Origin of the sequence: Pedobacter sp. ASV12 (genome assembly GCF_016429155.1) — a bacterium.
Taxonomy (GTDB): Bacteria; Bacteroidota; Bacteroidia; order Sphingobacteriales; family Sphingobacteriaceae; genus Pedobacter.
On record NZ_JAELUC010000073.1, the window covers coordinates 1 to 22,409 of the forward strand.

Genomic DNA, 22,409 nt, shown 5'->3' on the forward strand with positions numbered 1-22,409 from the left:
CCCCCCCCCCCCCCCCCCCCCCCCCCCCCCCCCCCCCCCCCCCCCCCCCCCCCCCCCCCCCCCCCCCCCCCCCCCCCCCCCCCCCCCCCCCCATTTTCAAGCAGAAGACGGCATACGCGATCATGAGTACTGTCTCGTGGGCTCGGAGATGTGTATAAGAGACAGGCAATGCAAAGTCCGGTTGCAAGTGCTATTTCAAACGGTCCATCTGCTGCCAATGGCGGCCATGCGGCGCCCAATGCCGATTGCAGCAAACAATCGGAAGCCGAGTGGAAAGCAACACAGGAATATGCCAAGTGTAAAAATCAAACCATGGTCAATACAAGTCAGGCCAGTTGCGAAAGGGCCAAAGCAAAACTTATAGAAATTACGTTGAAAAATTGCAGGTCTAAGTTGCCTCCTAATGAAATAAAGGCATTGGAGCAGACCAGGCAACAACTTTTGCAAAGAGCTGCTCAAATGGACAGTGGGGCATTCAGGATGAATTAAAGATGAGGAAGGCGCCAAGAATAGGGGATGTTTTTAGGCACGATTTCATGTTTGCCGACGATCAGGTATTGGCTTATGCTGCGCTGTCTGGCGATAGCAATCCCATCCATGTAACTGCGCAATATGCTGCGCAAACCGATTTCGGCCGCTGTATCGTGCATGGTTATTTTTCCATCAGTGTCTTTTCCAAGATCTACGGAACGCTTCTTTATCCCGAAGCACATATTTTAATTAGCCAATCGACCAAATATATTAAGCCCGTGTTTACGGCAACCAGCTATACCGCGGTAATGACAACAAAAGAACTGTTGCCGGCAAAAAACAGGGTAGTTTATCAAAATGATATTATCGACAGGTACACGGGCGAACTAAAAGTAACAGGCGAGGCTGTTTTAATGAATAAACTGTACTATAACTGGTAAGTACGATAGCCATGGACAACAAATTAGACACCATCAGCATCAGGTTGGCGCTCGACGAGGATTTTGAAACGATTTATGCCATTTGGCTCGATGGAATTGAAAATTCATTTGATAAGAAAGCCATCGACGAACAAGCTGTCAGGCAGAAATTCAGGTCCAATTTTCAAGAACGCCAGGGTATTTTTATTTATTGGCTTGCTGTTGATGGCGAACAGAACATATTGGGCTGGCAATCGCTCATCAGGTACTCTAACAATCCTTTTAGGCAAGATACCTATGCCGAGAGCAGCACCTATATTGCCAAGCACACCAGAACCCAGGGCATAGGAAAACTATTGCTCGAACACATGTTAAAAGAAGCGGAAAAAAGCAAATTGGAATATGTGATTGGCTTTGTTTCGCTAACCAACGCGGCCGCCAGAAAGATTACTGAAGAAACCGGATGGATGGAGGTCGGCATTATTCCACCCCCAAAAAAGGGCGATTATATTTTTCCTAAATCTTTTTTAGTAAGGCCGGTATGACACGAGAGGTACTGATCCAGTTGGTTGGGGCGCTTACGCTTATCGCGTCTTATGCAATTAAACTCATCGGTTTTCCTGAACAGATCCAAAAAATCAGAAAATCCAAATCAACTAGCGGTATTTCAAAATCATTATTCGTCACCTCTTTCGTCTCTTTTGTGCTTTGGACCATCTACGGCCTGTTAAAGAATGATTGGGTAATTGTTTGGGCGCAAGGCTTAGGCGCTTTGGTTGGCGGAATTCTTTTGTTCTATATGTGGAAGTACGGCAACAGAAAGAGTGATTTTTAAAACAGGCATCATCAAAAAGCCAAACAAATTACTTGTTTGGCTTTGAGTTAAACGCAATTAGAGTAAGCTAGTAGCCGCTTTGTCGGTAAACCAATCTAAATGGCCATTTACTGGTACAATGAGTTGCGAAGGATAAAGGTCGTAGTTTTTTTCGCCTTTGCCCAATACATGGCTCAAGGCATTGGCTTTGCCTTCGCCAAAAGTAAGGAAAGCCACATTTTTGGCTTGGTTGATCATTGGAGCTGTAAAGCTCACGCGATAGGTATCGAGTTTTTCTACAAATACGGCCGCTACAGTTTTGGCCGTGTTTTTTACCAAATCGGTATGCGGGAAGATTGATGCTGTGTGTGCATCATCGCCCATACCCAGCAAAATCAGGTCGAAAATGATTTCCTGGCCATCAAAATGCTCATCCAGGGCTTTTTTATACGCTCCTGCGGCTTCGGCTGGTGCCAAAGTGGTGTCTACATAAAAAATATGCGATTCCGGCGTCTGCAAGTTGTCGAAAAGATTTTCTTTGGCCATTAAGCCGTTGTAGTCCTTATGGTTGGGCAGTACGGTTCTTTCGTCGCCAAAAAAGAAATAAACTTTGCTCCAGTCTATCTGGTCTTTGTAAGTAGTTGAAAGCGCCTGATATAATGTTTTTGGCGAATTGCCACCTGTTAGCACAAAATCGAATCTGCCTTTGGCCACAATAGCTTCATTGGCGATTTTGATGATGTAATGGGACAGCTTTTCGAACAGCTCGGCGGTGGTATCGTAAATATGCAGCTTCATTTGATCTTGGTTTAGCCATGGCAAGTCCAAAACTGACCTGCCATGCCGTTGAATTATTCTTTTTCTTTGATGGGCAGCGTAAACCAGTGAAAACCATCTCTTGCAATCAGGGCTTCGGCTTCTTCCGGGCCCCAGCTATCAGCTGGATAATTAGGGAAGTTTAACGAAGTTTTATTTTCCCAGGTATTGATAATCGGCATCACCAATTCCCAAGCGGCTTCTACCTGATCGCCACGCATAAACAAGGTCTGATCGCCTTCCATGGCATCAAGCAACAAGGTTTCGTAGGCTTCGGGGGTATCGGTATCGTAAGTGCCTTTGTAATCGAACACCATATCCACAGGGTTCAGCACCATATCAACGCCAGGTCTCTTGGCCTGTACCTGCAAGCGGATGCTCATTTCGGGTTGCAAACTGATGATCAAACGGTTTTGTTGCCAGATTTCGGCCACATTAGAAGAAAAAATATGGTGTGGTACGTCCTTAAACTGGATGGTAATGAGCGAAGAAGTTTGGTTCAGGCGTTTTCCGGTTCTGAGGTAAAAAGGAACGCCTTGCCAGCGCCAATTGTCGATGTGGAATTTAATGGCCGCAAAAGTTTCGGTATTCGAGTGTGGATCAACGGCATTTTCATGGCGATAGCTTGGTACTTCCTTGCCGGCTACCCAGCCTTTGCCATATTGGCCGCGAACCGCATTGTAGCTTACTTCTTCAGGCCTAAACGGACGCATGGCTTTCAGTACCTCCACTTTTCTATCCCTGATTTCGTCGGCATCAAAAGAAATAGGTGCTTCCATACCAACCAAGCACAATAACTGCAACAAGTGGTTCTGGATCATGTCTCTCAAAGCGCCAGAACCTTCGTAATAGCCTCCACGGTCGCCTACGCCCAATTGCTCGGTTACCGAAATCTGCACATGGTCGATGTAGTTGCGGTTCCAAAGCGGTTCGAACAGCGAGTTGGCAAAGCGGAAAGCCATCATGTTTTGTACGGTTTCCTTGCCCAGGTAATGGTCTATACGGTAAATCTGCTTTTCGGTAAAAATGCCGTCCAGTAGCAGGTTAAGCTCTTTGGCGCTCTCCAAATCGTGGCCAAATGGTTTTTCTACCACAATGCGACTGTTGCTTTCGTTGCCGGTTAGCTTGTATTTTTTGAGACATTCGGCGATGAGCGGAAAGAAGTTAGGCGCTACAGCCAAGTAATAGATAACCTGGGTATCTTCGCCAAATTCGCCCTTATACTTTTCGATGTTTTCTTTCAGGTCTTCGAAAGTTTTTTGCGAGGTAATGTCGATTGGGCAATAGTGGATGTTAACCACAAATTTCTCCCATTGATCGGCCTTTACCTTGCCGTTTCTCGAAAACTCGTTAATGCTGTCGAGCAGTTCCTGCTGATATTTCTCATCAGTAAATTCAGTTCTTCCGGTTCCAATGATGGAGAACTTTTCGGGCATGTACCCCTCGGTGTACAAGTTGTACAGGGCAGGGGCCAGCTTGCGTTTGTTTAAGTCGCCAGTACCACCAAAAATGATAAATATGGTTGGTTTTAGATTACTTGCTTTTTTCATTGTTTTTGAGTTGGGATGAATCGATTGTGTGCCTGTTCGGCCACAAGGGTTCATGATATATCGTGCTTTCGCGGTCGTCTGTTAGTCGTTCTTTTGGTTCCAATCGGCATGGAAAATGCCTTCGCTATCAATTCTTTCAAAAGTATGGGCACCAAAAAAATCGCGTTGGGCCTGGGTTAGGTTAGATGGCATGCGACCGGTTTTCAAGGTATCGAAATAGGTAAGTGCCGAGGCGAAGGCCGGGATGCCAATACCTGCTTCAACTGCAGCGCTAATCACGGTACGCGTGCCTTTTAAACTCTGCTTAATCCTGGTTTGGATGGCCGGATCGGCATATAAATGTTCCAATTCTGGGTTTTTGCTGTAGGCCTGGTAAATGTCTTCCAAAAATTCGGCCCTGATGATGCAGCCACCTCTCCATATTTTGGCAATCTCGGCCAGGTTAAGCTCATATTTGTATTCGATAGAAGCCTGGGTAAGCAGGTGCATGCCTTGTGCGTAGGCAGCCACCATGGCAAAATAGAAAGCTTCTTCCAGGTGCGCAATAAAATCGCCCTCGGCTTTGATGGGGCTTGATGGGCCGAAGGCCTCGCCAAGTGCTACCCGAAGTGTTTTAAGCTTAGAAAGGTTTCTGGTCGAAACAGCCGCATCAATGGTCGGAATAGGCACCTCAATGTCCATCGCCACCTGCGAAGTCCATTTGCCGGTTCCTTTTGATTTGGCTTCGTCTTTGATCTCGTCGACCAGCAAGTTGCCCGTTTTTACATCTTTAAACAAAAAGACATCTTTGGTAATTTCCATCAAGAACGATTGCAAACGGCCTTTGTTCCAATTGTCGAATACCTTTTGGATTTGTTGGTTATCGTAGTTCAACCCGTTTTTCAGGATTTCGTAAGTTTCGGCCAATAGCTCCATAATGGCGTACTCGATGCCGTTATGGGTCATTTTAACAAAGTGGCCAGAAGCACCCGGACCGATATAGGTTACGCAGGGATCGCCATTTACTTTTGCCGAAACGGCTTCCAGCATCTCCTTGACTACGGCATAAGCCTGTTTGTCGCCACCTGGCATTAGGCTAGGTCCAAATCTGGCGCCTTCTTCGCCACCAGAAATACCCATGCCGAAAAAGTGCAGGCCTTTGTCTTTCAGTTCCAACGATCTTCTGCTGGTATCTGTAAAATGGGAGTTTCCGCTGTCTATAATGATGTCGCCTTTGTCTAAAAGTGGTTCCAATTCCAAAATCACACTGTCAACAATAGGGCCGGCAGGCACTAAAAGGATAACCGTTCGCGGAGTTTGCAAACTTTGTACAAATGCCTTGATGTCTGAAAATCCCTTGAGGTTATGGGCTTTGCCATCCTCTTCAAAGATCTGGATCATCTTTTCGCTTTTGTCGTATCCGGTTACCGCAAAGCCGTGATCGGCCATATTCAAGAGCAAATTACGTCCCATGGTGCCTAGGCCAACCATGCCAAAAGCGTAGGGTGCTGTTTTGTCGTTATTCATGTGTGGATTGATTTATACTTTCTAAAATTGTTTTACTTTGTTCAAAGCCTTCGTGCACAAAGGCATGAATGCCCATTTGTTTGGCAATGGCCACGTGGATGGCCCTGTCGTCGAAATAAAGGCAGTGTTTGGGCTCTACATGGGCAATGCCCAAGGCCAGTTTGAAGATACAGGGGTCGGGTTTAGAATAACCCACTTCGCAAGAAGAAATAAAGGCATCGAAAAGTTGGTCGAGCCCAAATTTGTCTATCCGGTAATCGTTAAATTCCTTGCCCTCGTTGTTGACCGCAAAAACCCTGATCTGGCTTTTTTGTTTCCATTCGATGAGCCAGGGCAAAAAATGGGGCAGCAAGGTTGATTTGGAAAACATAAATGCCCTGAAATCGGTTTTGTTGAATGAGCGTGGCTTGTTAAAAACAACCGAATCCAAATATTGCTCAAGGTTTAATTTTCCGTTTTCGAAAAGCGGAAAAGCCACCGAATGGTCTTTTTCGAAAGGGATGGGGTCTAGCCCGAACCGGTCTACCGCTTCCATTCTGGCTTGGTGGTTCCAGCCATCGCTTAACAGCACGCCCCCAATATCCAAGAAGAGCAGCTTAATGTCTTTCATCAGTGTTTATTTTTTATCGGGATAAGTAGTATGAACATGGTATTTTTCTTTGGCCTGCCACAATTTGGCGCCACCTTTAATGCCATCCTTGTTAGAAACCAGTTTAATGTTGTCGTCTAGCTTGAAGTTGATTTCGTTGGAATTGCCTCCGCCTATATACAGCATATCGTAGTTAAATACGGTTTTATAGGTAGCAATGATGTTTTGCAAACGCTTGTTCCATTTTTTCTTGCCAACTTTTTCAAATCCGCGGTCGCCAATATAGTCGTCATAGTCTTCTTTTTTGGTAACCGGCAGATGCGAAAGCTCCAAATGGGGCAGTAGTTCGCCATCAAAGAGCAAAGAAGTGCCAAAGCCGGTGCCCAGGGTAAATACGATTTCGAAGCCTTTGCCACTTACAATGCCCAATCCCTGCTGGTCGGCATCGTTAATGAGGCGGACGGGCTTGCCAAACAGGTTGCTTACCTTTTGGGCCAGGTCTACCTTGTTCCATTGGTCTGGCGCCAAGTTTGGTGCCGTTTGTACTACGCCACATTTTACATAGCCCGGAAAACCGATGGATATCTTGCCAAAATCAGACAAGTCTTTGGTCAGGCTTTCGATAGCCTCTAAAACGGCCTGTGGCGTAGATTTTTTTGGAGTAGGGGTCTTTTTAAAATCGGTTAGCAATTTGCCCTGTTGACTAAGGATACAAGCCTTGATGTTGGTGCCACCGATATCGATAGATAAAATATTGCCTTGAGGTACTTTGTTTTGTTGAGGCATAAGCGCTGCTGTTTGATATGTTTTGATCAAAAACCGTTATTGGTATCAAACAAACAAAAATACAACCATTAAGTTAGCTATACGATAATATTTGTGTAATAAGTTGGGGTTAATTATTAACAAAAATGAACAATTGTGGATTAAAGATAGCGTAGCCACCACTGTTTGTGGTTAGCCTTGTATTTTTTGAACCAAACACATGGCCGATAAAGAAATGCCACTATATTAAGCCAAATGAAGTAAACGATTGGCAGGCCAAAACCAAAATCGAGCGGCCTGAACAAAAATGGTATTTGTGGCGTAACGATATCCTTTGCGACATAGCCACTTGCGAAGAAAACTATAACTACCAAAAAATGAATCACATAAAAATGCAAAACATAATAGAAAAATGGTACGCTGCCATATACGGTCATTATTCGAGCAAACCAATTTTTGGCGTTTTCTATGCCTGATAGCAACATTAAAGCAGGGCCAAGCGTCATGCCGTAATATTGTAAGGAAGGCGGGTACTTGCTTACGTTAAAGAAAGAGAAAATGGTTTGCAATGCGTTGCTGTAGATTATCCGTGGCGCTGGGTTGCCATATAAATTGAAGTAGCGAAGAAAGAGAAACAATGCAAAAAGTCCCAATCCCGTATAAAACAAGAGGCGTTTTCTCCGTTGTGCATCAAATTGGGCATTGTACCATTGTCCAATCGAAAAACCAAGAAACATGGCGCTCGTCCAAGGCAACACGGCATACAGTATGACTAAAGTATGGTTGCTGCCGACGGGCACAAACATGGCGCTTGTAGTGAAAAAGGCTGCAAATAGGCCACCCCCTAAAGTATGGATGTCGGGTGCAGCTATATAATTGAATAGATTAAGGCCAAAGAAAAGCAACAAGCCAACGATCAGTACTAATCGATGCGAAATCCGGCTGCAAATGCCCAACAAAATCATGCTCCAGCCAATGGCCCAAATAACCTGCAGGATAATGAAATTGTAAAAAGGATTAAAAGTCAAGCCTAAAGTAATGACAAGTACTTCTACCACAATAAGCCATAGGCCCCGCTTGATGAGAAAGGAACTGGCTTCTTTGGGGCTTTTGTTTTTTGCAGACAAATAGGCCGAAACCCCCGAAAGAAAAACGAAAGTTGGGGCACAGAAATGGGTAATCCAGCGGGTAAAGAAAAGGAAAATATGGGTGTTTTCCGGATTCATCGGATCGGTAGTGATGCCTCCATTGTGAAAGAAATCACGTGTATGGTCCAAGGCCATGATCACCATTACCAGCCCTCTTAAAATATCGATAGAAAGGATACGTTTACTGTCTGCAGTCATGAGCGCGTGGCATTTATCAACTAAGATAGGCTATTTAGCTAAAAATTAAAACCTTAGGTTTTTTGCTGACCATGCTGCCTATCAGTTCGTTGGTTTCGATGTGCTTGAAATAAAGCGGTTGACCGTCCTTGATTTTCTTTTTGAGGCAGCAATATAGATAAAGGCATTTGATCCAATTGAGTGCAGAGGCCTTGTCTTTCCAGATTTGAGGATAAAGCCACACCTCGTTGTTTACAATGTTGATCAGGTTTTTGGCTTCCAACTCCTTTACATTGGCTATAATTTGCGCGGTTTGTTGCGCAATATTGGTTTTTACGGCTACCTTTTTATTGGCGTAAATCATGTCCAAATATAGGCAATCATTTGCTTTGGTTAAAAATGCAGGCTATAGCCGTTAGGGAAAAGCAGGCTATCGATGCCCAGGTACGCAGGGCATGCCAGGCATTCCAGCTGGTTTCGAACAGGGCTCTTTGCTTGGCCAGTTGTTCGGGCGTAGCAGTACCAAGGTCAAATTTGGCTAAGGCATCGTTTAAGGGTACGTTGCCCAAGGCAGTTACGCCAAAAACGGCGATGATATACAGCAAGCTGGCGCTGAGTAAAAGCCAAAATCTTAGGGATGGTGCTGGTGTATAGCTGAAATAGGTACTTAAAGGCAACAGTATCAATGTGCCAATAAAACTGCAAAAGAATGCCGGATTGAGGATGGCGCGGTTAATAGCCTGCATGGCCGATAAATAGCCGAAATCGTTCAAGGCCTTTAAACCCGGATTTACCGAGCAGGAATAGCTGTAAAACAAACCCGCAATCAAACCGCAGGCAATGGTGGTCAAGGCTAAAATTAAGATGCTCATGCTTGTTCCTTTCATGCTTTGTCAAACTTAGCGAATTTAATGCGCGGCTACAAGATGTACCTTTTCCAAAACCGGTTTCGGAACCGGTGGATGTTCATAATTTTTACATTTGATTTGGTGAACCTATTTAGGGATATATTTGCGAAACCGGCATGGGAAAACCAAAATAAATAAATTTTATGAAAGATGGCGTTAAATATACAGTTAGCCTAAGCTTTGAGGAAATCAAATTGCCTCCGTTTCAAGACATCCTGATTTTGGGCCGGGATGGGGCGCAGGGGCGAATAGGCCTTTCAAGATCTTTCGAGTTGCTTATTCCCAACGGTTTTGAAACTATTCTGATAGACGAAGACAACGTAGAGGCCATTTTTGTTAACAAAAAAATCCTACGGAAACTTCCTATCGACCGCTTAGTTGCCCTGCTTCAAGAAAAAGTATTCCCCTTTGTGTCAAAAGAAGAATTGATTAGGGTCGATTGCCGAATAAACATCGCTCTCAATAATATTGAATTAGAACATCGAACATGATCAGTCAGCTATTTAGAAGAGAATTTAAAACCGTTGGTGCCTACGATGGAACGGTAACGGCCAAAAAAATGGTTCAGGAAAGCGGTGCGGTAATTGTAATGGAAGACAATGTGCCCCTGGGTTTGTTGTCGACTGAAGATTTGGCCGCCAAACAATATAACCTGGTTATCGATTGTTTGTCGGAAAAACCAAAAATCGATATCGATCAGCCCTTGGCCGAGGTAATCGATCTGATGAAGAAATGCCGGGTAGAGGCGCTGCCTGTTTACGATGGCGGTAAATTGATTGGCATTATCCATAAAAACGATATCCTCGATTATTTTGTACAGTCGATAGAAATGCAGCAGGCTGCGGTTCAGCAAATCGTTCACGATCTTAAAAACCCGATTTCCAATATCAGCGGCCTGCACGAGCTTCTCGGGCAAAATATTCGGAAGGATGAGAACAAGGCCTTGCTGGCCTACTCGCAACAGGCTTGCGATCATGCTACAGAAATCTTGAACAACATCCTGCTTGCCGAACGCAATAACAATGGTACGGCAAGCAAAGATAAAATAGAGCTTAGCAACTTTTTAACCGATTGTTTCGCCGAAATAAAAGGCAATGCAAGCCTAAAGGAAATCAAATTGGTGAACCATATTGCTCAGGAGCCTTATTGGGTGCTAACCGACCGCAGAAAATTGGCACGTGTTATCCATAACCTGCTATCCAATGCCTTGAAGTTTACCTCGGAGGGAGGAGAAATTGCCCTATCTTTGGCAATCGAGGCTAAACAATACACCATTGCCATTGCCGATACCGGCGTAGGCATTCCATTGGTTATCCAACCTTTTATTTTTCAGAAATTTACGTTGGCCAACCGCTTAGGCACCTGTGGCGAAAATTCAACCGGCCTGGGCTTGTTTATTACCAAAGAACTCGTTGAGCAATTGGGCGGCCATATCGACTTTAAGAGCATGGAGGGTGTGGGTACTACTTTCTTCCTTCAGTTTAATTTGCAAGATTAAGGGCCTAAAATTAGCCTGTCAGATGCTGAATGGCTAGTTGCCAATAGGGTGGTAGTAGCTTTTTAAAGGCCATGCTTCTTAATGGTATGACATTTTCAGCAAAGTAAATTGACATTTACAACAAAACATACTTGCCAATTCCAAGGTAATTTTGTCTTACAACATTAAATCATAAAAAAATGAGACAAAGTAATTATCAAGGAGCGTTGCAGCAACCGGTAGGTTCTGGATTTAACGCCAAATCAACTGCAGCAGAAGTGATGCAAGGCCTAAATCTTTCAGGTAAAACCGCAATCGTAACAGGAGGTCATACCGGCATCGGCCTGGAAACTACAAAAAGGCTTGCCGAGGCTGGGGCATCAGTTGTTGTGCTGGCAAGAGACATTGAAAAAGCGAGACAGAATCTAGCCGGAATTAAGGATGTAACCATCGCGGAGATGGACTTTATGGTTCCTGATTCTATCGACGCATTTGCTGACCAATTCATTGCCTCGGCAAAGCCCCTACACCTACTTATCAACAATGCAGGCATCATGTGGGTGCCCTTGCGCAGGGATGCACGTGGCATTGAATCGCAACTGGCTACCAATTACCTGGGCCATTATCACCTTACAGCGAGATTGTTTCCGGCACTAAAAAAAGCCAATGGAGCCAGGGTAATCAATCTTTCTTCGCTTGGCCACCAGTTTGGCGATTTCAATTTTGAAGATCCGAATTTTCTGCATCACGCGTACGAAACCCTACAGGCTTACGGACAATCGAAAACAGCAACCAACCTTTTTTCGCTTGAGCTCGACCAGCTGGCCAAAGAATTTAAGGTAAGGGCCTATGCGGTTCATCCAGGCTCGATCGGTGGCACCGAGCTGGCCAGAGAAGCTTCGTTGGAACAGTTTCAGCAGCTGGGCTATCTGGATGCTAACGGTAACATGAAGCCAGAGGTAGCAGCACAGCTCAAAACCATACCACAAGGCGCGGCAACAACCGTTTGGTGTGCCACAAGCGCGCTACTCGATGAAATAGGTGGCGTTTATTGCGAAGATGTAGAAGTGGCAAAATTGGCCACAGGAGATTCTGTCGAGGCCTCGGGCGTTAAAGCCTACTCGCTCGACGAACATCGCGCCAAGAAGCTTTGGCGGTTAAGCGAAGAACTTACAGGGGTATATTTTGAATTTTAACATCGTCGCATCATGAAAAAATTTGAAGGAAAAATAGCCCTGATAACCGGAGGTAACAGCGGCATAGGTTATGCAACAGCAAAAGAGCTTATTGCCGAACGCGCAACCGTAATTATAACCGGCCGACGAAAGGAAGCCGTTGAAAAAGCCGCACTTGAACTGAATGCCATTGCCATGGTGGCCGACCAGTCTGATGTGGCCGCGATTAAAAGCTTGGCCGAAAAGGTAGGGCATCAATTTGGAAAGCTGGACATCGTGTTGGTCAATGCCGGAATTACCAAAACTGCGCTGATCGAGTCGACCTCGGAAGAATTGTTTGACGAGGTGATGAATGTAAATTTTAAAGGCGCTTTCTTTACGCTGAGCAGCTTTATTCCCTTGCTCAACCATCATGCTTCGGTCATTCTGCTGTCTTCCAGTTCGGCACACATTTCGCCAAGAACCGCCTCGGTGTATGCGGCAAGCAAATCGGCGCTGAATACCTTGATGAAAATTGCGGCACTAGAGCTTGCAGATCGAAAAATCAGGGTCAACGCCGTAAGTCCAGGTCCGGTAAGTACCGAAATTATGCAGAAGATGGGGCTTGACAATAAGCGTGAACAGCTCATGCTAAATTCAATTCCTTTGCAACGGTTCGGCACGGCCAACGAAGTAGCCAAACTGATTTGCTACATAGCCAGCCAGGATGCTGCCTTTATAACAGGATCAGAATTTTTGATCGATGGCGGACAAAGCGCCTGAGGCCTTTAGCCTAGCAAGCGCCATAAATCTTTTTTATATTTACAGAAATACCAGTATGGAACACATCTCGAAATACCTCACCAAAGAAATCAAGCTATCCAGTTATGAAGACAAGCTTTTCAAGTCCGACCTGATGTTTGATGACCACATGCTGGTATGGTTCATTTCTGGCGAGACCAAGATTATCCAGGCCGACAAAACCTATCATTTTCAAACTGGCGACATTTTCTTGATCCCACGCAACCTATTGGCCACGATTATCAATTATCCAAAAGGAGGCTTGCCCCATCAAACCGTGGTCATGCACTTGTCTGCCGAGCGCTTGAAGCATTTTTATGAGAAGGTAGAGTTCTCCCAAAATATTATTCCAGAGCAGCGTTTATACCGGTTCAGCAATCATCCCTTGTTGCAGAGCTGCATGGCCTCGCTTGTCCCTTATTTTGATGTGAGGGGCGAATTTCCGGAAGAAATAGCCTCGCTGAAGATTACCGAGGCTATTTCAATTCTCCGGTCTATTGATCGGAGCGTTGATAACGTACTGGCTAATTTTAACGAGCCCGGCAAGGTTGATCTGATAGGTTTTATGGAGAAGAACTTCATGTTTAACCTGCCTTTAGAAAAATTGGGTTACCTAACCGGTAGGAGCCTTTCTACCTTTAACCGCGATTTTAAAAAGCATTATAGGACAACGCCACAAAAGTGGATGATTGATAAAAGACTCGAATTGGCCTATTATCACTTGGCAGAAAGAAAGAAAAAAGCGAAGGATGTTTACCTGGAAGTTGGATTTGAAGACCTGTCGCATTTTTCATTTGCCTTTAAAAAGAAATATGGGATAGCACCCACGCAATTGAGGCCGGTCTTGGACTGAATATCGCAAGAATTAAGGTGAAATAAAGTTAATCTTTTTTCGATGCGACAATAAGATTGGCGCGAAATATTTCGATCCAATCGTCATCAAATGGATGCCAGCTTGTATATTGTCCGATTTATTTTGAAGAAAAAAGCCTGATTTTATGCAATTTGCTGAAGGCGGATAGGGAATATTTTTTGGCAAAAAAAAGAGGGCCTTTTGATAAAGACCCTCTCGGCGGAGAGTGAGGGATTCGAACCCCCGGACCTGTTACAGTCAACAGTTTTCAAGACTGCCGCAATCGACCACTCTGCCAACTCTCCGGCGCAAAAGTACAAACTCTAATTAATTCTACAAACTCCGATGTAATCTTTTTTGTGTTGTATGGCTAAGCGCCTATAAATGAAGCAGAAAATTTTAAGATTTTTTTAACCTGGGCTTAACAAATCCTTGTTGCTACTAAAAAAAATGCCGGTTAAAAAAAATAAAAAAAATCTGTTAGGCATCTAAATCCGCCGATGAATCGTAGATATCTATGATACAAAGCAAACAAAATAGTTATAATACCAGTTTATACACCTAGAAAAAATTAGTATAAATTAATATTCGATACCTTTTGAAATCACCTAACAACCATGGATTCTCCCTTAGCAAGGAAACACTGAGGCAGGATTTCGAGCTGCTGACCAAAGCGCTCAATTCGTCTACATCTGGAATTATCATTACCGACAATACGCAACCGGATAACCCTATTATTTTCTGCAATGCCGCTTTTGAAAAGATCAGCGGCTACACTAGGTCGGAGATTATAGGTCACAACTGCAGGTTTTTGCAGCAGCAAGATCGCGCCCAACCGGCCAGGGCCGTAATTGCCGAGGCCGTGAAGGAAGGTAAAGAGTGCACGATAGAAATACGCAATTACCATAAAAACGGAAATCTGTTTTGGAATGAGCTTTACATGTCGCCCGTAACCGACGAGAACGGTGCAATAACCCACTTCATAGGTATTCAGAACGATATTACGGCCAGGAAGAAAATTGAACTCGACCTGCAGGACCAAAAAGACAGCATGGAAAGGAAGATTGCCGAACGCACTTCGGAACTGCGAGACAGCGAGGCCTTCCTAACCAGTATCATCCAAACCGTGCGCGAAGGCCTGCTGGTACTCGATCGCAATTTCAAAGTCATCAGCGCCAACGATCACTTTTTGCGTACGTTTAAGGTAAGTGCTCAAGAAACCATAGGCAAAATGCTTTACGACCTCGGTAACGGACAGTGGAACATAGAGCGTTTAAAAGAATTGCTGATTAGGATTTTGCCTACCAACAATCCTGTAATCGATTTTGAGGTAGCGCACGATTTTCCCCATATCGGTAAAAAATTGATGTTGCTCAATGCCTACCGTATTGAATTGGAAGGCCAATATAAAGACCAGATTTTGCTGGCCATTGAAGATATTACCGAGAGAAGGGAGATCGAAAGGAGAAAAGACGATTTTCTATCTATCGCCAGCCACGAACTTAAAACGCCACTCACCACCATCAAGGGTTTTGTACAGGCCTTAGAACGCATGAAACCGGCCAACGCCAGCGAAAAATATAGCCAAACCCTGCAAAAGGTAGCGCTTTATGTAGACCGGCTCAATAGCTTGATCACCGATCTGTTGGATGTATCGCGGATCCAATCGGGCAATATTGAATTGCATAACGAGCTTTTCGATTTCGACAAAATGGTAAGGGAGGCGGTTGAAAATCTACAGGCTTCCACGGGGTCGCACCAAATCAAGATCAAGGGAACTGCAGGAACCGAAGTTTTAGGCGACGAGGGACACATTATTCAGGTGATCAATAACCTGATCTCCAACGCCATCAAATATGCGCCTAATTCGTCAGAAGTTTTGGTCTATGTGTCTAAAGTGAGCGATTATGTGAAAGTATCTGTAACCGACTACGGCTTGGGCATCAGCGCCGAAGACCAGCAGAGTGTATTTGAAAGGTTTTTTAGGGGTGGCGACATCCAAAAGCGCTTTCCAGGTATGGGTATAGGACTTTACATCTGTGAGCAAATTGTGAAAAACCATGATGGTACCATATGGGTGGAGAGTGAAAAGGGCAAGGGGTCGACGTTCAGTTTTACCTTACCGATTAGCAGGGAGGTGAATAATGGATAGGAAAAAAATCTTGATTTGCGATGATGATGAAGGCATCACCGATATGCTTGAGCTGGTTTTGGAAGAAACAGGCCATGAAATCATCACCGAAACCAATAGCCTTAATATCAAGTCGATTTTAAAGGAGGATTTGCCAGACCTCATCCTGCTCGATTTGTGGATGCCGGTTCTTTCTGGAGATCAGGTGCTTAAAACCTTGCGCGCCGATGAAAACACGAAACAGCTGCCCGTAATTGTGATATCGGCCAGTCGCGATGGAAAGGAAATTGCATTGGATGCCGGAGCGACGGATTTTGTGGCCAAGCCATTTGATATCGACGAGCTGCTTCATAAAATTGAAAAATACCTTAACTACAATTTTTTAAAGATCGAAAATAAAAATCCGTAGCCTAAAGCGGTAAGGAGCAGGAAAAGCATGATTTGTTGGTCTAGAAAGACCTCGGCATAGCCAATAGATTGGATATCGGGGTCGCTAGACAAAGTAAGTATGGCAACGATAACAATTGCAATGGCGAGCAAGGTGAGTACAGCATAGGAAACAACATTGTGCAACCATTTCTTTTTGGCTATAATCGATTGAAGGATAAAGCCCCACAACAAAAAGGCAACCCATACGAGGGGACTGATCATCAAAAAGAATAAGCCTCCATAGCCACTTGAGGCACCAGGACCGGCCACAAGCGCAATGGTCAGCAAAATGGTGATGATAAGCGCCAGGAAAAGATGTTGTTTGAGTTTCATTGGTTTATTTAAGGCAAATTTATCTTCAACGGCAAAGGCCGTAATTCCTAAAGGGTAAAGCCATAAGTTTGCACGCTCTTTGTTCGTGAAGAACGGCAATGGTTCATCAGTTCATTGGCTGATTAGTCGTGAGCTGATAAATGGTTCAATTGCTCAGCTGTTTAATTGCAAACTGCCTACCTCTCCAATTTTAACTGAAACTGGTTTTAGGACTTCTCCAGCTTCTCTTCAACAGGCATGTTTTTCTTAAACAGGTTGAAATTCGGCCTGATAATCTTTACGCTCCGCTTAGAAAGGTCTACACTGGCATTGAGCTCAAAGCCAATCAGCAGGATCAACGAATTCAGGTAAAGCCAGATCATCACCACAATTAAAGTGCCGATAGAGCCGTATATCTTGTTGTAGGCGCTAAAATTATTGATGTAGAAGGAAAATCCCCAAATGGTAAGAAAAGCGAGTATGGTGGCCAGCCAAGAGCCTGCACTAAAGAATTTCCATTTTTTAGCGTGTGCCGGACCATAACGGTACAGAATCGAGACCGTCAAGAAATACAACGTTCCCAGTAAAGTCCACTGCGTGAGCTGTATGGCGTAAGCAGTGAGGTTGCCCTTGTAATGGAGCTCGTTTTTTAAATAGGTCAGCAAGATTTCTCCAAGTGCCATCGCGATGATGCAAACAATTACGGAGAAAGCGATAATCACAGTCAAAAGCACCGCAACCAACCGGCGTTTAAGCCAGCTGCGGGTCTCTACAATAAGCGACGACTTGTTAAAGGCTTTCATCAAATTATGTACGCCATTGGTGGCAAAAAAGAGCGATAGTACAAAACCGATAGACAACAAGCGACCGTTTTGGATATTTACGATTTCATTCAGTGTGTTTTCGAAAGCCAAAAAGGCATTTTCGGGCAAAACCAGGGCAATGAGCGCCATCAATTGTCCCTGAAAGCCAATTCGCTTCGGGATGTAGGGAATGAGCGTAAACAGGAAGATAATGGCCGGGAAGATGGCCAGCAAAAAATTATAGGCCAACGATGAAGCCTTGTTCACCAAAGTGTCTTTGCCAATTTCCCTAAAAAAGAAAGTAGCCACGGTGTAGATAGGCAAGGGGCTAAAACCAGGCAATACACAGACTTTGGTCCACTCGATAAATAAAGAATAGAACCGCAGTTTTAACAATTGTCTGTGTATCCAGTTCATGGGCTAGGTAAAATATGGCCTTACGTTTTTCATGAAGCTTTCGGGTGGCGGGCAGGGCCTGCGCGTTTGCTTGTTCACAAAAACCAACAAGGTACTGCCCGTATTGATCAGCTCGTTGGCTTCGTTATAAATCTCGTATTCTACCTCTAGCTTCACCGTTGGCAATGTCTTTACAATAGATTTGATGGTAAGCACCTGGTTGTACAGTGCCGGCTTGATAAATTTAGAATGCATCTCTGAAATTGGCAACATAACGCCGTCAGCTTCCATCGATTCGTAGCTCATGCCCGAACAGGCCTCAAAACATTCGGTTCTGGCTAGCTCATAATATTGGGCATAATTGCCATGATGGACTACGCCCATTTGGTCGGTTTCGGCGTAACGGACCCTTACTTTGCTCTCGTATACGAACATTATTTGAAGATATTACGTTTGTTTAAAGCCTCTCTGTATTTCTTGGCATTGATTTCATGCTGTGCCTGCGTTTCGGCAAAATTGTGGTAGCCAGAAAAATCCTCTTTGGCACACATGTAGATGTAGTTGTTCTTTTCTGGGTTCAAAACCGCGTCAATAGCCTTAATGCTAGGCATGGTGATGGGCCCAGGGGGCAGACCGGCATATTTGTAGGTATTGTATTTCGAATTTACCGCCAATAGTGCATTGGTTACTCTTTTTACCGTAAAATCGTCGTTGGCAAAAATTACCGTAGGGTCTGCCTGCAACAAAATGCCACGGTTTAAGCGGTTGAGGTATAAACCGGCAATTGTAGGCATTTCTTTGTCGTAAAGGGCTTCAGAATCTACAATAGAGGCCAAAATAGTAACCTGAATGGGGTTGAGGTTGAGGGCTGCTGCTTTGCGCTTGCGCTCGTCGTTCCAAAATTTGACATATTCCTTTTGCATTTTTTCAAAGAAATCCATCGGACTGATATTCCAATATAGCTCGTAAGTATTGGGAATGAACATGGTGTAGATGTTATCGCTATTGAAACCGTATTTTGCGATCAGATCGGCCGAATCGATAACCTTGATGAAAGCCAGGGAGTCGGACTCCATGTTTTTGGCCAGGTAGGCCGCGAAGTTTTCTTTTTTCCTGATGTTCTGGAATTTTAGTTTCACGGCATCTTGATTGCCCGCTTTGATTTTGTTGATCAACGTACGGTTATTCATGCCTTCTTTTACGGCATAGCGGCCCGGTTTCAGGTTGTTGGCCAAATTCATCTTTTCGGCTGCGGTTTTAAATGAGCCGATGTTGTTCAACGCTTCTTTTTCTTCCAGTTCTTTGAGCAATTGGTCGAAAGAACTACCGGTTCTCACAAAAACATAGGCCGTTTTGCCGCTTACGTTTGGTGCAAAATAGGTAGAATACAGTTTGATGCCATAAAATCCGGCAATAAGCAATACAACTAGGGCAATGCCTAGTACAATTTTGGTGTTCTTTTTCACTGGTTTTTTATTTTCGGTGCTCATTAGGCTTATTGTTTAGGTTTGTTAGATAGGATGATATTGATTGGCGTGCCGATTTTTACTTTGGTTAGGGTATCGGCCACCGCCGGATACTGGCTCACGATCACTGCATTTGCGGTATCGGTAATGGCACCTTCGTAGGTAATTGTTCCGAGGCTTAACATGAGACCTTTGAGCGAGAAGCGCGCTTCGTCTATGGTAAGTCCGTTCAGGTTGGGCAGCTCGATGTCTTCATTGCCCCGGCCGTCGCCAAGGATCAGGCTTACCCTCGACCCGGTAGGCAGTATTTCTCCTGCCTTTATTGGCTGGCCCCCAAATAAGGCGCCGAGCACTACGTCTCTGGCAACGTCTGGTTTGTAGGTGGTGTCGCCCAGTTTTAAGCGATAGCTTTCTAAAATGGCCTGGGCCTCTCTCAACGATTTGGCTTCTATATCAGGAAATTTCACATTCGGAGCCTGCGAAGTATTAATGGTCAGGTAAATGGTTCTGTTGGCCTTTACAAAAGTGTTGGCATCAGGGTCTTGATCGGTTACAATGCCTGGAGGTTTGTCCATCATGTACACCGAATCGAGCTCGTAGCGCAGGCCTAGTTCTTCCAGTTTGCTAACCGCCTGTGCGACGGTAAGCCCCTTAACCTCCGGCACGTTCAAGCCTTCACCATGCTTGGTGTAGAAACGCAGACTAAAAAAAGCGATCAGCAACAGGCCGACAACGGTACCAATGGCACCCAATAAATTATTCCTAAAAGATCTTGTTTTAAGGTACGCAGTAAAATTGCCCATTTATGTTGTTAAGTGATGGAATGTATAATGCCCAAATTTAGCTTAAAAAAATATTTTATCTCAATTAAAATCGAAACAGCCTAAAGTGAACGGACAATCCGTAAAATTAATTGTTCCATTACTAAACTGTTTTATATTTTTGGAGCAAATTCCAAGCCTAATTTTCAATTTGGCATGAATTTGTCATGATTTTGCCTGTTTCGGAAAATAAGATAAGAAATAAGGGCTGCTCCATGGCCATTGAAATACAAATGATAAACTGATGAAAAAAACGATCGCATTATTAACAGGAGGTACAACCGGCGAATGGGTGGTATCTGTGAAAAGCGCCGCAACCATAGCGCAAAACCTAGACCCTCAAAAATATGAGGTCTATAAAATAATGCTTTCCGAAAACGGGTGGTTCTACGAGCCTGCCGATTCCGTAAAAATTGAAGTCGACAAGAACGATTTCTCGCTGACTCTGAATGGCAGGAAAATAAAATTTGATGGGGTTTTTATCGCCATTCACGGTTCGCCGGGCGAGGACGGCAAGCTGCAGGGTTATTTCGACATGATTGGTTTGCCTTATACCACCTGCAATGCCCTTACTTCGGCCATTACCATGAACAAAGGCTATACCAAGGCTATTGTAAACGGCATCAGGCATTTGCACGTGGCTAAATCTGTACAGATTTTTAAAGATGGCGATTATAGCCTAGACGATATCAAAAAACAGCTTAAGCTGCCCTATTTTGTAAAGCCCAACAATGGCGGTAGCAGCATTGGCATGAGCAAGGTAAAACATGCCGATGATCTGGAAGAGGCCTTGGTGAAGGCATTTAAAGAAGACAACCAGATCCTGATTGAAGAATTTGTGGAAGGCAGGGAATTTTCGGTAGGTGTTTTTCGAGCCAAAGGGAAAATAACCGTACTGCCTGCTACCGAGGTTATTCCGGCCAACGAGTTTTTCGATTTTGAAGCCAAATATACGCCAGGCGCCACCGAAGAAATTACGCCGGGCCGAATGACCGAAGAAGAGCAAAGCAGGGTAGAAGAAGTGGTGGCATCGGTTTACGAGCGGTTAAACTGTAGAGGCGTAGTTCGTATCGACTATTTCTTGGAGCACCAAACGGGTAATTTTTACTTCATCGAAATCAATACCATCCCGGGACAAACCGCTACCAGCTTTATTCCGCAACAAGTAGCGGCCATGGGCATGCAATTGAAAGATTTCTACACCCAAATTATCGAAGAGACGGTTTAAAACTGATTTAAGCGAAAAGGCCTGGAAATTTTCCAGGCCTTTTTTAGCGAATGAATCGCTTTACGCCAAATGCCTAATCAAATTTCCGGCCTCCTAAACCATCGTTTTCTTCCATTTGCCACGCTTAAACAAGATAAAGGCGGCTATGGTGATGCCTACTTCGGCTACTGGGATGGCAATAAATACGCCTGTTGGGCCCATTTCGAGGTATTTTGCCAAAAAGAAGGCAAAAGGAATCTGGAACAGCCAAAAAGCTACCACATTGATTTTGGTTGGTGTCCAGGTATCGCCTGCACCGTTAAATGCACTGGTCAGCACCATGCCTACGCCATATAAAACAAAACCATAGCTTAAAATTCTTAAGGCTTCTGTAGTAACGCGTTTAACCTGCTCATCTATTGTAAAAAATGAAGCGAAGATCGATCCGCAGGTCAAGAAAAGCACCATAACTAAGCCCATAAAAACAACAATATATTTCATGGTTACAAATACCGAGCGCTCCGCACGGTCTAAATGCCCGGCACCCATGTTTTGTCCAACCAAAGTGGCGGCTGCGTTGCTTAGTCCCCAGGCTGGCAGCATGAAGAACATCATGAGCCTTAGCGCGGTTTGATAGCCCGCCGAACCATGGTCGCCACCAGTTGTTGCTACCAATTCGGCCAGGAAGATCCAGCTGCAAGAGGCAATGACGAATTGTAAGATACCTGGCGCCGCAACTTTAATGATGGCGCGAATCTGTTCCCAATCGGGAGTAAAGTAGGCCAATTTTACTTTTAAGGCGCTGCTACCGCGTGCCAACCTGAATACCTGATAGGCTACGCCCAAACCACGCCCAATTGCAGTAGCCATGGCGGCGCCGGTTAAGCCAAATGCGGGAATTGGTCCCCAGCCCCTGATCAGAAGCGGACAAAGCAAAATATTGGCCGCGTTGGCAATCATTAAGCTCTGCATGGCGATAGAAGCATTGCCTGCACCTCTAAAAATGCCATTAATTAGAAACAGGAGCATGATAACGGTGCTGCTGCCCATCATAATGCGAACAAAAGTTATCCCTTGTTGGGCAGTCGCATCGCTGGCCCCCATGAGCAATAGGATTTCTTTGGCAAAGATGAAGCCCAACACGCTGATGATTACATTGACCAGCATGGCAATAATGATAGTTTGCATACCGGCTTTGGCGGCTGCGGCCGGATTTTTCTCGCCGATGCGCCTAGCCACTACTGCAGTAGCGGCCATGCTCATGCCTATGGCCAAAGAATAAATAATGGTCAATACCGACTCGGTTAAGCCTACCGCTGTCTCTTATACACATCTGTGAAAAGGGGGGGGGGGGGGGGGGGGGGGGGGGGGGGGGGGGGGGGGGGGGGGGGGGGGG

The 22,409-nt window shown here is 44.8% G+C and carries 25 protein-coding genes, 1 tRNA gene and 1 pseudogene; 12 read left to right on the top strand and 15 right to left on the bottom strand.

Annotation, left to right across the window (positions count from 1 at the left end; genetic code table 11):
- Positions 1-168: 168 nt before the first annotated feature.
- Genes JHD69_RS15250 through JHD69_RS15265 form a run of 4 tightly spaced genes read left to right on the top strand, consistent with a single transcriptional unit; the run spans position 169 to position 1,725 of the window.
- A complete protein-coding gene (locus JHD69_RS15250; RefSeq protein WP_199141205.1) occupies positions 169-489 on the top strand; it encodes a hypothetical protein in 321 nt (106 codons plus the stop codon).
- A 2-nt stretch (positions 490-491) separates the two neighbouring features.
- Positions 492-911, top strand: coding sequence for a MaoC/PaaZ C-terminal domain-containing protein (locus JHD69_RS15255; protein WP_199141206.1), 420 nt, complete (start codon positions 492-494; stop codon positions 909-911).
- Positions 912-922: 11 nt separating this feature from the next.
- Positions 923-1,435 carry a GNAT family N-acetyltransferase gene (locus JHD69_RS15260; RefSeq protein WP_199141207.1) on the top strand — a complete coding sequence of 171 codons (513 nt, stop codon included), beginning with the start codon at positions 923-925 and terminating at the stop codon, positions 1,433-1,435.
- Positions 1,432-1,725: a SemiSWEET family transporter gene (locus JHD69_RS15265; protein ID WP_199141208.1), complete on the top strand. Its 294-nt coding sequence runs from the start codon at positions 1,432-1,434 to the stop codon at positions 1,723-1,725. The genes JHD69_RS15260 and JHD69_RS15265 overlap by 4 nt, the downstream gene beginning before the upstream one ends.
- A 57-nt stretch (positions 1,726-1,782) precedes the next feature.
- Here the strand turns inward: JHD69_RS15265 and pgl are convergent, their stop codons facing one another.
- The 8 genes from pgl to JHD69_RS15305 all read right to left on the bottom strand — a co-directional run bounded on the left by pgl (position 1,783) and on the right by JHD69_RS15305 (position 9,142).
- Positions 1,783-2,502 carry a 6-phosphogluconolactonase gene (gene pgl, locus JHD69_RS15270; protein WP_199141209.1) on the bottom strand — a complete coding sequence of 240 codons (720 nt, stop codon included), beginning with the start codon at positions 2,500-2,502 and terminating at the stop codon, positions 1,783-1,785.
- 53 nt (positions 2,503-2,555) lie between these two features.
- A complete protein-coding gene (gene zwf / locus JHD69_RS15275) occupies positions 2,556-4,070 on the bottom strand; it encodes a glucose-6-phosphate dehydrogenase (protein ID WP_199141210.1) in 1,515 nt (504 codons plus the stop codon).
- An 81-nt stretch (positions 4,071-4,151) separates the two neighbouring features.
- Positions 4,152-5,576, bottom strand: coding sequence for an NADP-dependent phosphogluconate dehydrogenase (gndA, locus tag JHD69_RS15280; protein ID WP_199141211.1), 1,425 nt, complete (start codon positions 5,574-5,576; stop codon positions 4,152-4,154).
- A complete protein-coding gene (locus JHD69_RS15285) occupies positions 5,569-6,186 on the bottom strand; it encodes an HAD family hydrolase (protein ID WP_199141212.1) in 618 nt (205 codons plus the stop codon). Before JHD69_RS15285 ends, gndA begins: the two co-directional genes overlap by 8 nt.
- A 6-nt stretch (positions 6,187-6,192) precedes the next feature.
- Positions 6,193-6,951: an ROK family protein gene (locus tag JHD69_RS15290; RefSeq protein ID WP_199141213.1), complete on the bottom strand. Its 759-nt coding sequence runs from the start codon at positions 6,949-6,951 to the stop codon at positions 6,193-6,195.
- Positions 6,952-7,091: 140 nt separating this feature from the next.
- Positions 7,092-8,276, bottom strand: a complete 1,185-nt coding sequence (locus tag JHD69_RS15295) for a DUF1624 domain-containing protein (RefSeq protein ID WP_199141214.1) — start codon at positions 8,274-8,276, stop codon at positions 7,092-7,094.
- A gap of 34 nt (positions 8,277-8,310) precedes the next feature.
- The gene (locus JHD69_RS15300; RefSeq protein WP_199141215.1) at positions 8,311-8,619 is read right to left on the bottom strand and encodes a hypothetical protein; all 309 of its coding nucleotides are present in this window, start codon (positions 8,617-8,619) and stop codon (positions 8,311-8,313) included.
- 16 nt (positions 8,620-8,635) lie between these two features.
- On the bottom strand, positions 8,636-9,142 hold the full coding sequence (locus JHD69_RS15305) for an anthrone oxygenase family protein (protein WP_199141216.1): 507 nt from the start codon (positions 9,140-9,142) through the stop codon (positions 8,636-8,638).
- Between the two features lie 164 nt (positions 9,143-9,306).
- On the opposite strand from JHD69_RS15305, the gene JHD69_RS15310 reads away from it, so the two are divergent.
- The 5 genes from JHD69_RS15310 to JHD69_RS15330 all read left to right on the top strand — a co-directional run bounded on the left by JHD69_RS15310 (position 9,307) and on the right by JHD69_RS15330 (position 13,448).
- The gene (locus JHD69_RS15310) at positions 9,307-9,654 is read left to right on the top strand and encodes a hypothetical protein (RefSeq protein WP_199141217.1); all 348 of its coding nucleotides are present in this window, start codon (positions 9,307-9,309) and stop codon (positions 9,652-9,654) included.
- A complete protein-coding gene (locus tag JHD69_RS15315) occupies positions 9,651-10,661 on the top strand; it encodes a sensor histidine kinase (protein ID WP_199141218.1) in 1,011 nt (336 codons plus the stop codon). Before JHD69_RS15310 ends, JHD69_RS15315 begins: the two co-directional genes overlap by 4 nt.
- Positions 10,662-10,840: 179 nt before the next feature.
- A complete protein-coding gene (locus JHD69_RS15320; protein WP_199141219.1) occupies positions 10,841-11,836 on the top strand; it encodes an SDR family NAD(P)-dependent oxidoreductase in 996 nt (331 codons plus the stop codon).
- Between the two features lie 12 nt (positions 11,837-11,848).
- The gene (locus tag JHD69_RS15325; RefSeq protein ID WP_199141220.1) at positions 11,849-12,577 is read left to right on the top strand and encodes an SDR family oxidoreductase; all 729 of its coding nucleotides are present in this window, start codon (positions 11,849-11,851) and stop codon (positions 12,575-12,577) included.
- Positions 12,578-12,632: 55 nt separating this feature from the next.
- Positions 12,633-13,448: a helix-turn-helix domain-containing protein gene (locus JHD69_RS15330; protein WP_199141221.1), complete on the top strand. Its 816-nt coding sequence runs from the start codon at positions 12,633-12,635 to the stop codon at positions 13,446-13,448.
- A 220-nt stretch (positions 13,449-13,668) separates the two neighbouring features.
- Here the strand turns inward: JHD69_RS15330 and JHD69_RS15335 are convergent.
- Positions 13,669-13,753, bottom strand: a tRNA-Ser gene (locus JHD69_RS15335).
- A gap of 293 nt (positions 13,754-14,046) precedes the next feature.
- Here JHD69_RS15335 and JHD69_RS15340 point away from each other — a divergent pair.
- On the top strand, positions 14,047-15,600 hold the full coding sequence (locus JHD69_RS15340; protein WP_233165948.1) for a PAS domain-containing sensor histidine kinase: 1,554 nt from the start codon (positions 14,047-14,049) through the stop codon (positions 15,598-15,600).
- Complete coding sequence (locus JHD69_RS15345; RefSeq protein ID WP_199141222.1) at positions 15,593-15,988, top strand: response regulator; 396 nt, start codon at positions 15,593-15,595, stop codon at positions 15,986-15,988. Before JHD69_RS15340 ends, JHD69_RS15345 begins: the two co-directional genes overlap by 8 nt.
- On the opposite strand, the gene JHD69_RS15350 is transcribed toward JHD69_RS15345, so the two are convergent.
- The 5 genes from JHD69_RS15350 to JHD69_RS15370 form a co-directional block, all read right to left on the bottom strand.
- Entirely contained in the window at positions 15,952-16,341 is a 390-nt protein-coding gene (locus JHD69_RS15350) for a hypothetical protein (protein ID WP_199141223.1), read from the bottom strand. The two genes, JHD69_RS15345 and JHD69_RS15350, sit on opposite strands and share 37 nt — an antisense overlap.
- Positions 16,342-16,547: 206 nt before the next feature.
- The gene (locus tag JHD69_RS15355) at positions 16,548-17,540 is read right to left on the bottom strand and encodes a YihY/virulence factor BrkB family protein (protein ID WP_199141224.1); all 993 of its coding nucleotides are present in this window, start codon (positions 17,538-17,540) and stop codon (positions 16,548-16,550) included.
- A gap of 3 nt (positions 17,541-17,543) precedes the next feature.
- Positions 17,544-17,954, bottom strand: coding sequence for an acyl-CoA thioesterase (locus tag JHD69_RS15360; RefSeq protein ID WP_199141225.1), 411 nt, complete (start codon positions 17,952-17,954; stop codon positions 17,544-17,546).
- On the bottom strand, positions 17,954-19,009 hold the full coding sequence (gene mltG / locus JHD69_RS15365) for an endolytic transglycosylase MltG (protein WP_199141226.1): 1,056 nt from the start codon (positions 19,007-19,009) through the stop codon (positions 17,954-17,956). Before mltG ends, JHD69_RS15360 begins: the two co-directional genes overlap by 1 nt.
- A 5-nt stretch (positions 19,010-19,014) precedes the next feature.
- Entirely contained in the window at positions 19,015-19,788 is a 774-nt protein-coding gene (locus JHD69_RS15370; RefSeq protein WP_199141227.1) for a PASTA domain-containing protein, read from the bottom strand.
- Between the two features lie 262 nt (positions 19,789-20,050).
- Between JHD69_RS15370 and JHD69_RS15375 the strand changes: the two genes are divergently transcribed.
- Positions 20,051-21,034, top strand: coding sequence for a D-alanine--D-alanine ligase (locus tag JHD69_RS15375; protein ID WP_199141228.1), 984 nt, complete (start codon positions 20,051-20,053; stop codon positions 21,032-21,034).
- 93 nt (positions 21,035-21,127) lie between these two features.
- Here the strand turns inward: JHD69_RS15375 and JHD69_RS15380 are convergent.
- Positions 21,128-22,318, bottom strand: a pseudogene (locus tag JHD69_RS15380) (MATE family efflux transporter); the annotation flags it as partial.
- Positions 22,319-22,409: the final 91 nt, after the last annotated feature.

Bases quoted from the DNA above. Each gene is read 5' to 3' on its own strand.
- JHD69_RS15250 (WP_199141205.1), top strand. From the start codon at position 169: ATGCAAAGTCCGGTTGCAAGTGCTATTTCAAACGGTCCATCTGCTGCC.
- JHD69_RS15255 (WP_199141206.1), top strand. From the start codon at position 492: ATGAGGAAGGCGCCAAGAATAGGGGATGTTTTTAGGCACGATTTCATG.
- JHD69_RS15260 (WP_199141207.1), top strand. From the start codon at position 923: ATGGACAACAAATTAGACACCATCAGCATCAGGTTGGCGCTCGACGAG.
- JHD69_RS15265 (WP_199141208.1), top strand. From the start codon at position 1,432: ATGACACGAGAGGTACTGATCCAGTTGGTTGGGGCGCTTACGCTTATC.
- pgl (WP_199141209.1), bottom strand. From the start codon at position 2,502: ATGAAGCTGCATATTTACGATACCACCGCCGAGCTGTTCGAAAAGCTG.
- zwf (WP_199141210.1), bottom strand. From the start codon at position 4,070: ATGAAAAAAGCAAGTAATCTAAAACCAACCATATTTATCATTTTTGGT.
- gndA (WP_199141211.1), bottom strand. From the start codon at position 5,576: ATGAATAACGACAAAACAGCACCCTACGCTTTTGGCATGGTTGGCCTA.
- JHD69_RS15285 (WP_199141212.1), bottom strand. From the start codon at position 6,186: ATGAAAGACATTAAGCTGCTCTTCTTGGATATTGGGGGCGTGCTGTTA.
- JHD69_RS15290 (WP_199141213.1), bottom strand. From the start codon at position 6,951: ATGCCTCAACAAAACAAAGTACCTCAAGGCAATATTTTATCTATCGAT.
- JHD69_RS15295 (WP_199141214.1), bottom strand. From the start codon at position 8,276: ATGACTGCAGACAGTAAACGTATCCTTTCTATCGATATTTTAAGAGGG.
- JHD69_RS15300 (WP_199141215.1), bottom strand. From the start codon at position 8,619: ATGATTTACGCCAATAAAAAGGTAGCCGTAAAAACCAATATTGCGCAA.
- JHD69_RS15305 (WP_199141216.1), bottom strand. From the start codon at position 9,142: ATGAAAGGAACAAGCATGAGCATCTTAATTTTAGCCTTGACCACCATT.
- JHD69_RS15310 (WP_199141217.1), top strand. From the start codon at position 9,307: ATGAAAGATGGCGTTAAATATACAGTTAGCCTAAGCTTTGAGGAAATC.
- JHD69_RS15315 (WP_199141218.1), top strand. From the start codon at position 9,651: ATGATCAGTCAGCTATTTAGAAGAGAATTTAAAACCGTTGGTGCCTAC.
- JHD69_RS15320 (WP_199141219.1), top strand. From the start codon at position 10,841: ATGAGACAAAGTAATTATCAAGGAGCGTTGCAGCAACCGGTAGGTTCT.
- JHD69_RS15325 (WP_199141220.1), top strand. From the start codon at position 11,849: ATGAAAAAATTTGAAGGAAAAATAGCCCTGATAACCGGAGGTAACAGC.
- JHD69_RS15330 (WP_199141221.1), top strand. From the start codon at position 12,633: ATGGAACACATCTCGAAATACCTCACCAAAGAAATCAAGCTATCCAGT.
- JHD69_RS15345 (WP_199141222.1), top strand. From the start codon at position 15,593: ATGGATAGGAAAAAAATCTTGATTTGCGATGATGATGAAGGCATCACC.
- JHD69_RS15350 (WP_199141223.1), bottom strand. From the start codon at position 16,341: ATGAAACTCAAACAACATCTTTTCCTGGCGCTTATCATCACCATTTTG.
- JHD69_RS15355 (WP_199141224.1), bottom strand. From the start codon at position 17,540: ATGAACTGGATACACAGACAATTGTTAAAACTGCGGTTCTATTCTTTA.
- JHD69_RS15360 (WP_199141225.1), bottom strand. From the start codon at position 17,954: ATGTTCGTATACGAGAGCAAAGTAAGGGTCCGTTACGCCGAAACCGAC.
- mltG (WP_199141226.1), bottom strand. From the start codon at position 19,009: ATGAGCACCGAAAATAAAAAACCAGTGAAAAAGAACACCAAAATTGTA.
- JHD69_RS15370 (WP_199141227.1), bottom strand. From the start codon at position 19,788: ATGGGCAATTTTACTGCGTACCTTAAAACAAGATCTTTTAGGAATAAT.
- JHD69_RS15375 (WP_199141228.1), top strand. From the start codon at position 20,051: ATGAAAAAAACGATCGCATTATTAACAGGAGGTACAACCGGCGAATGG.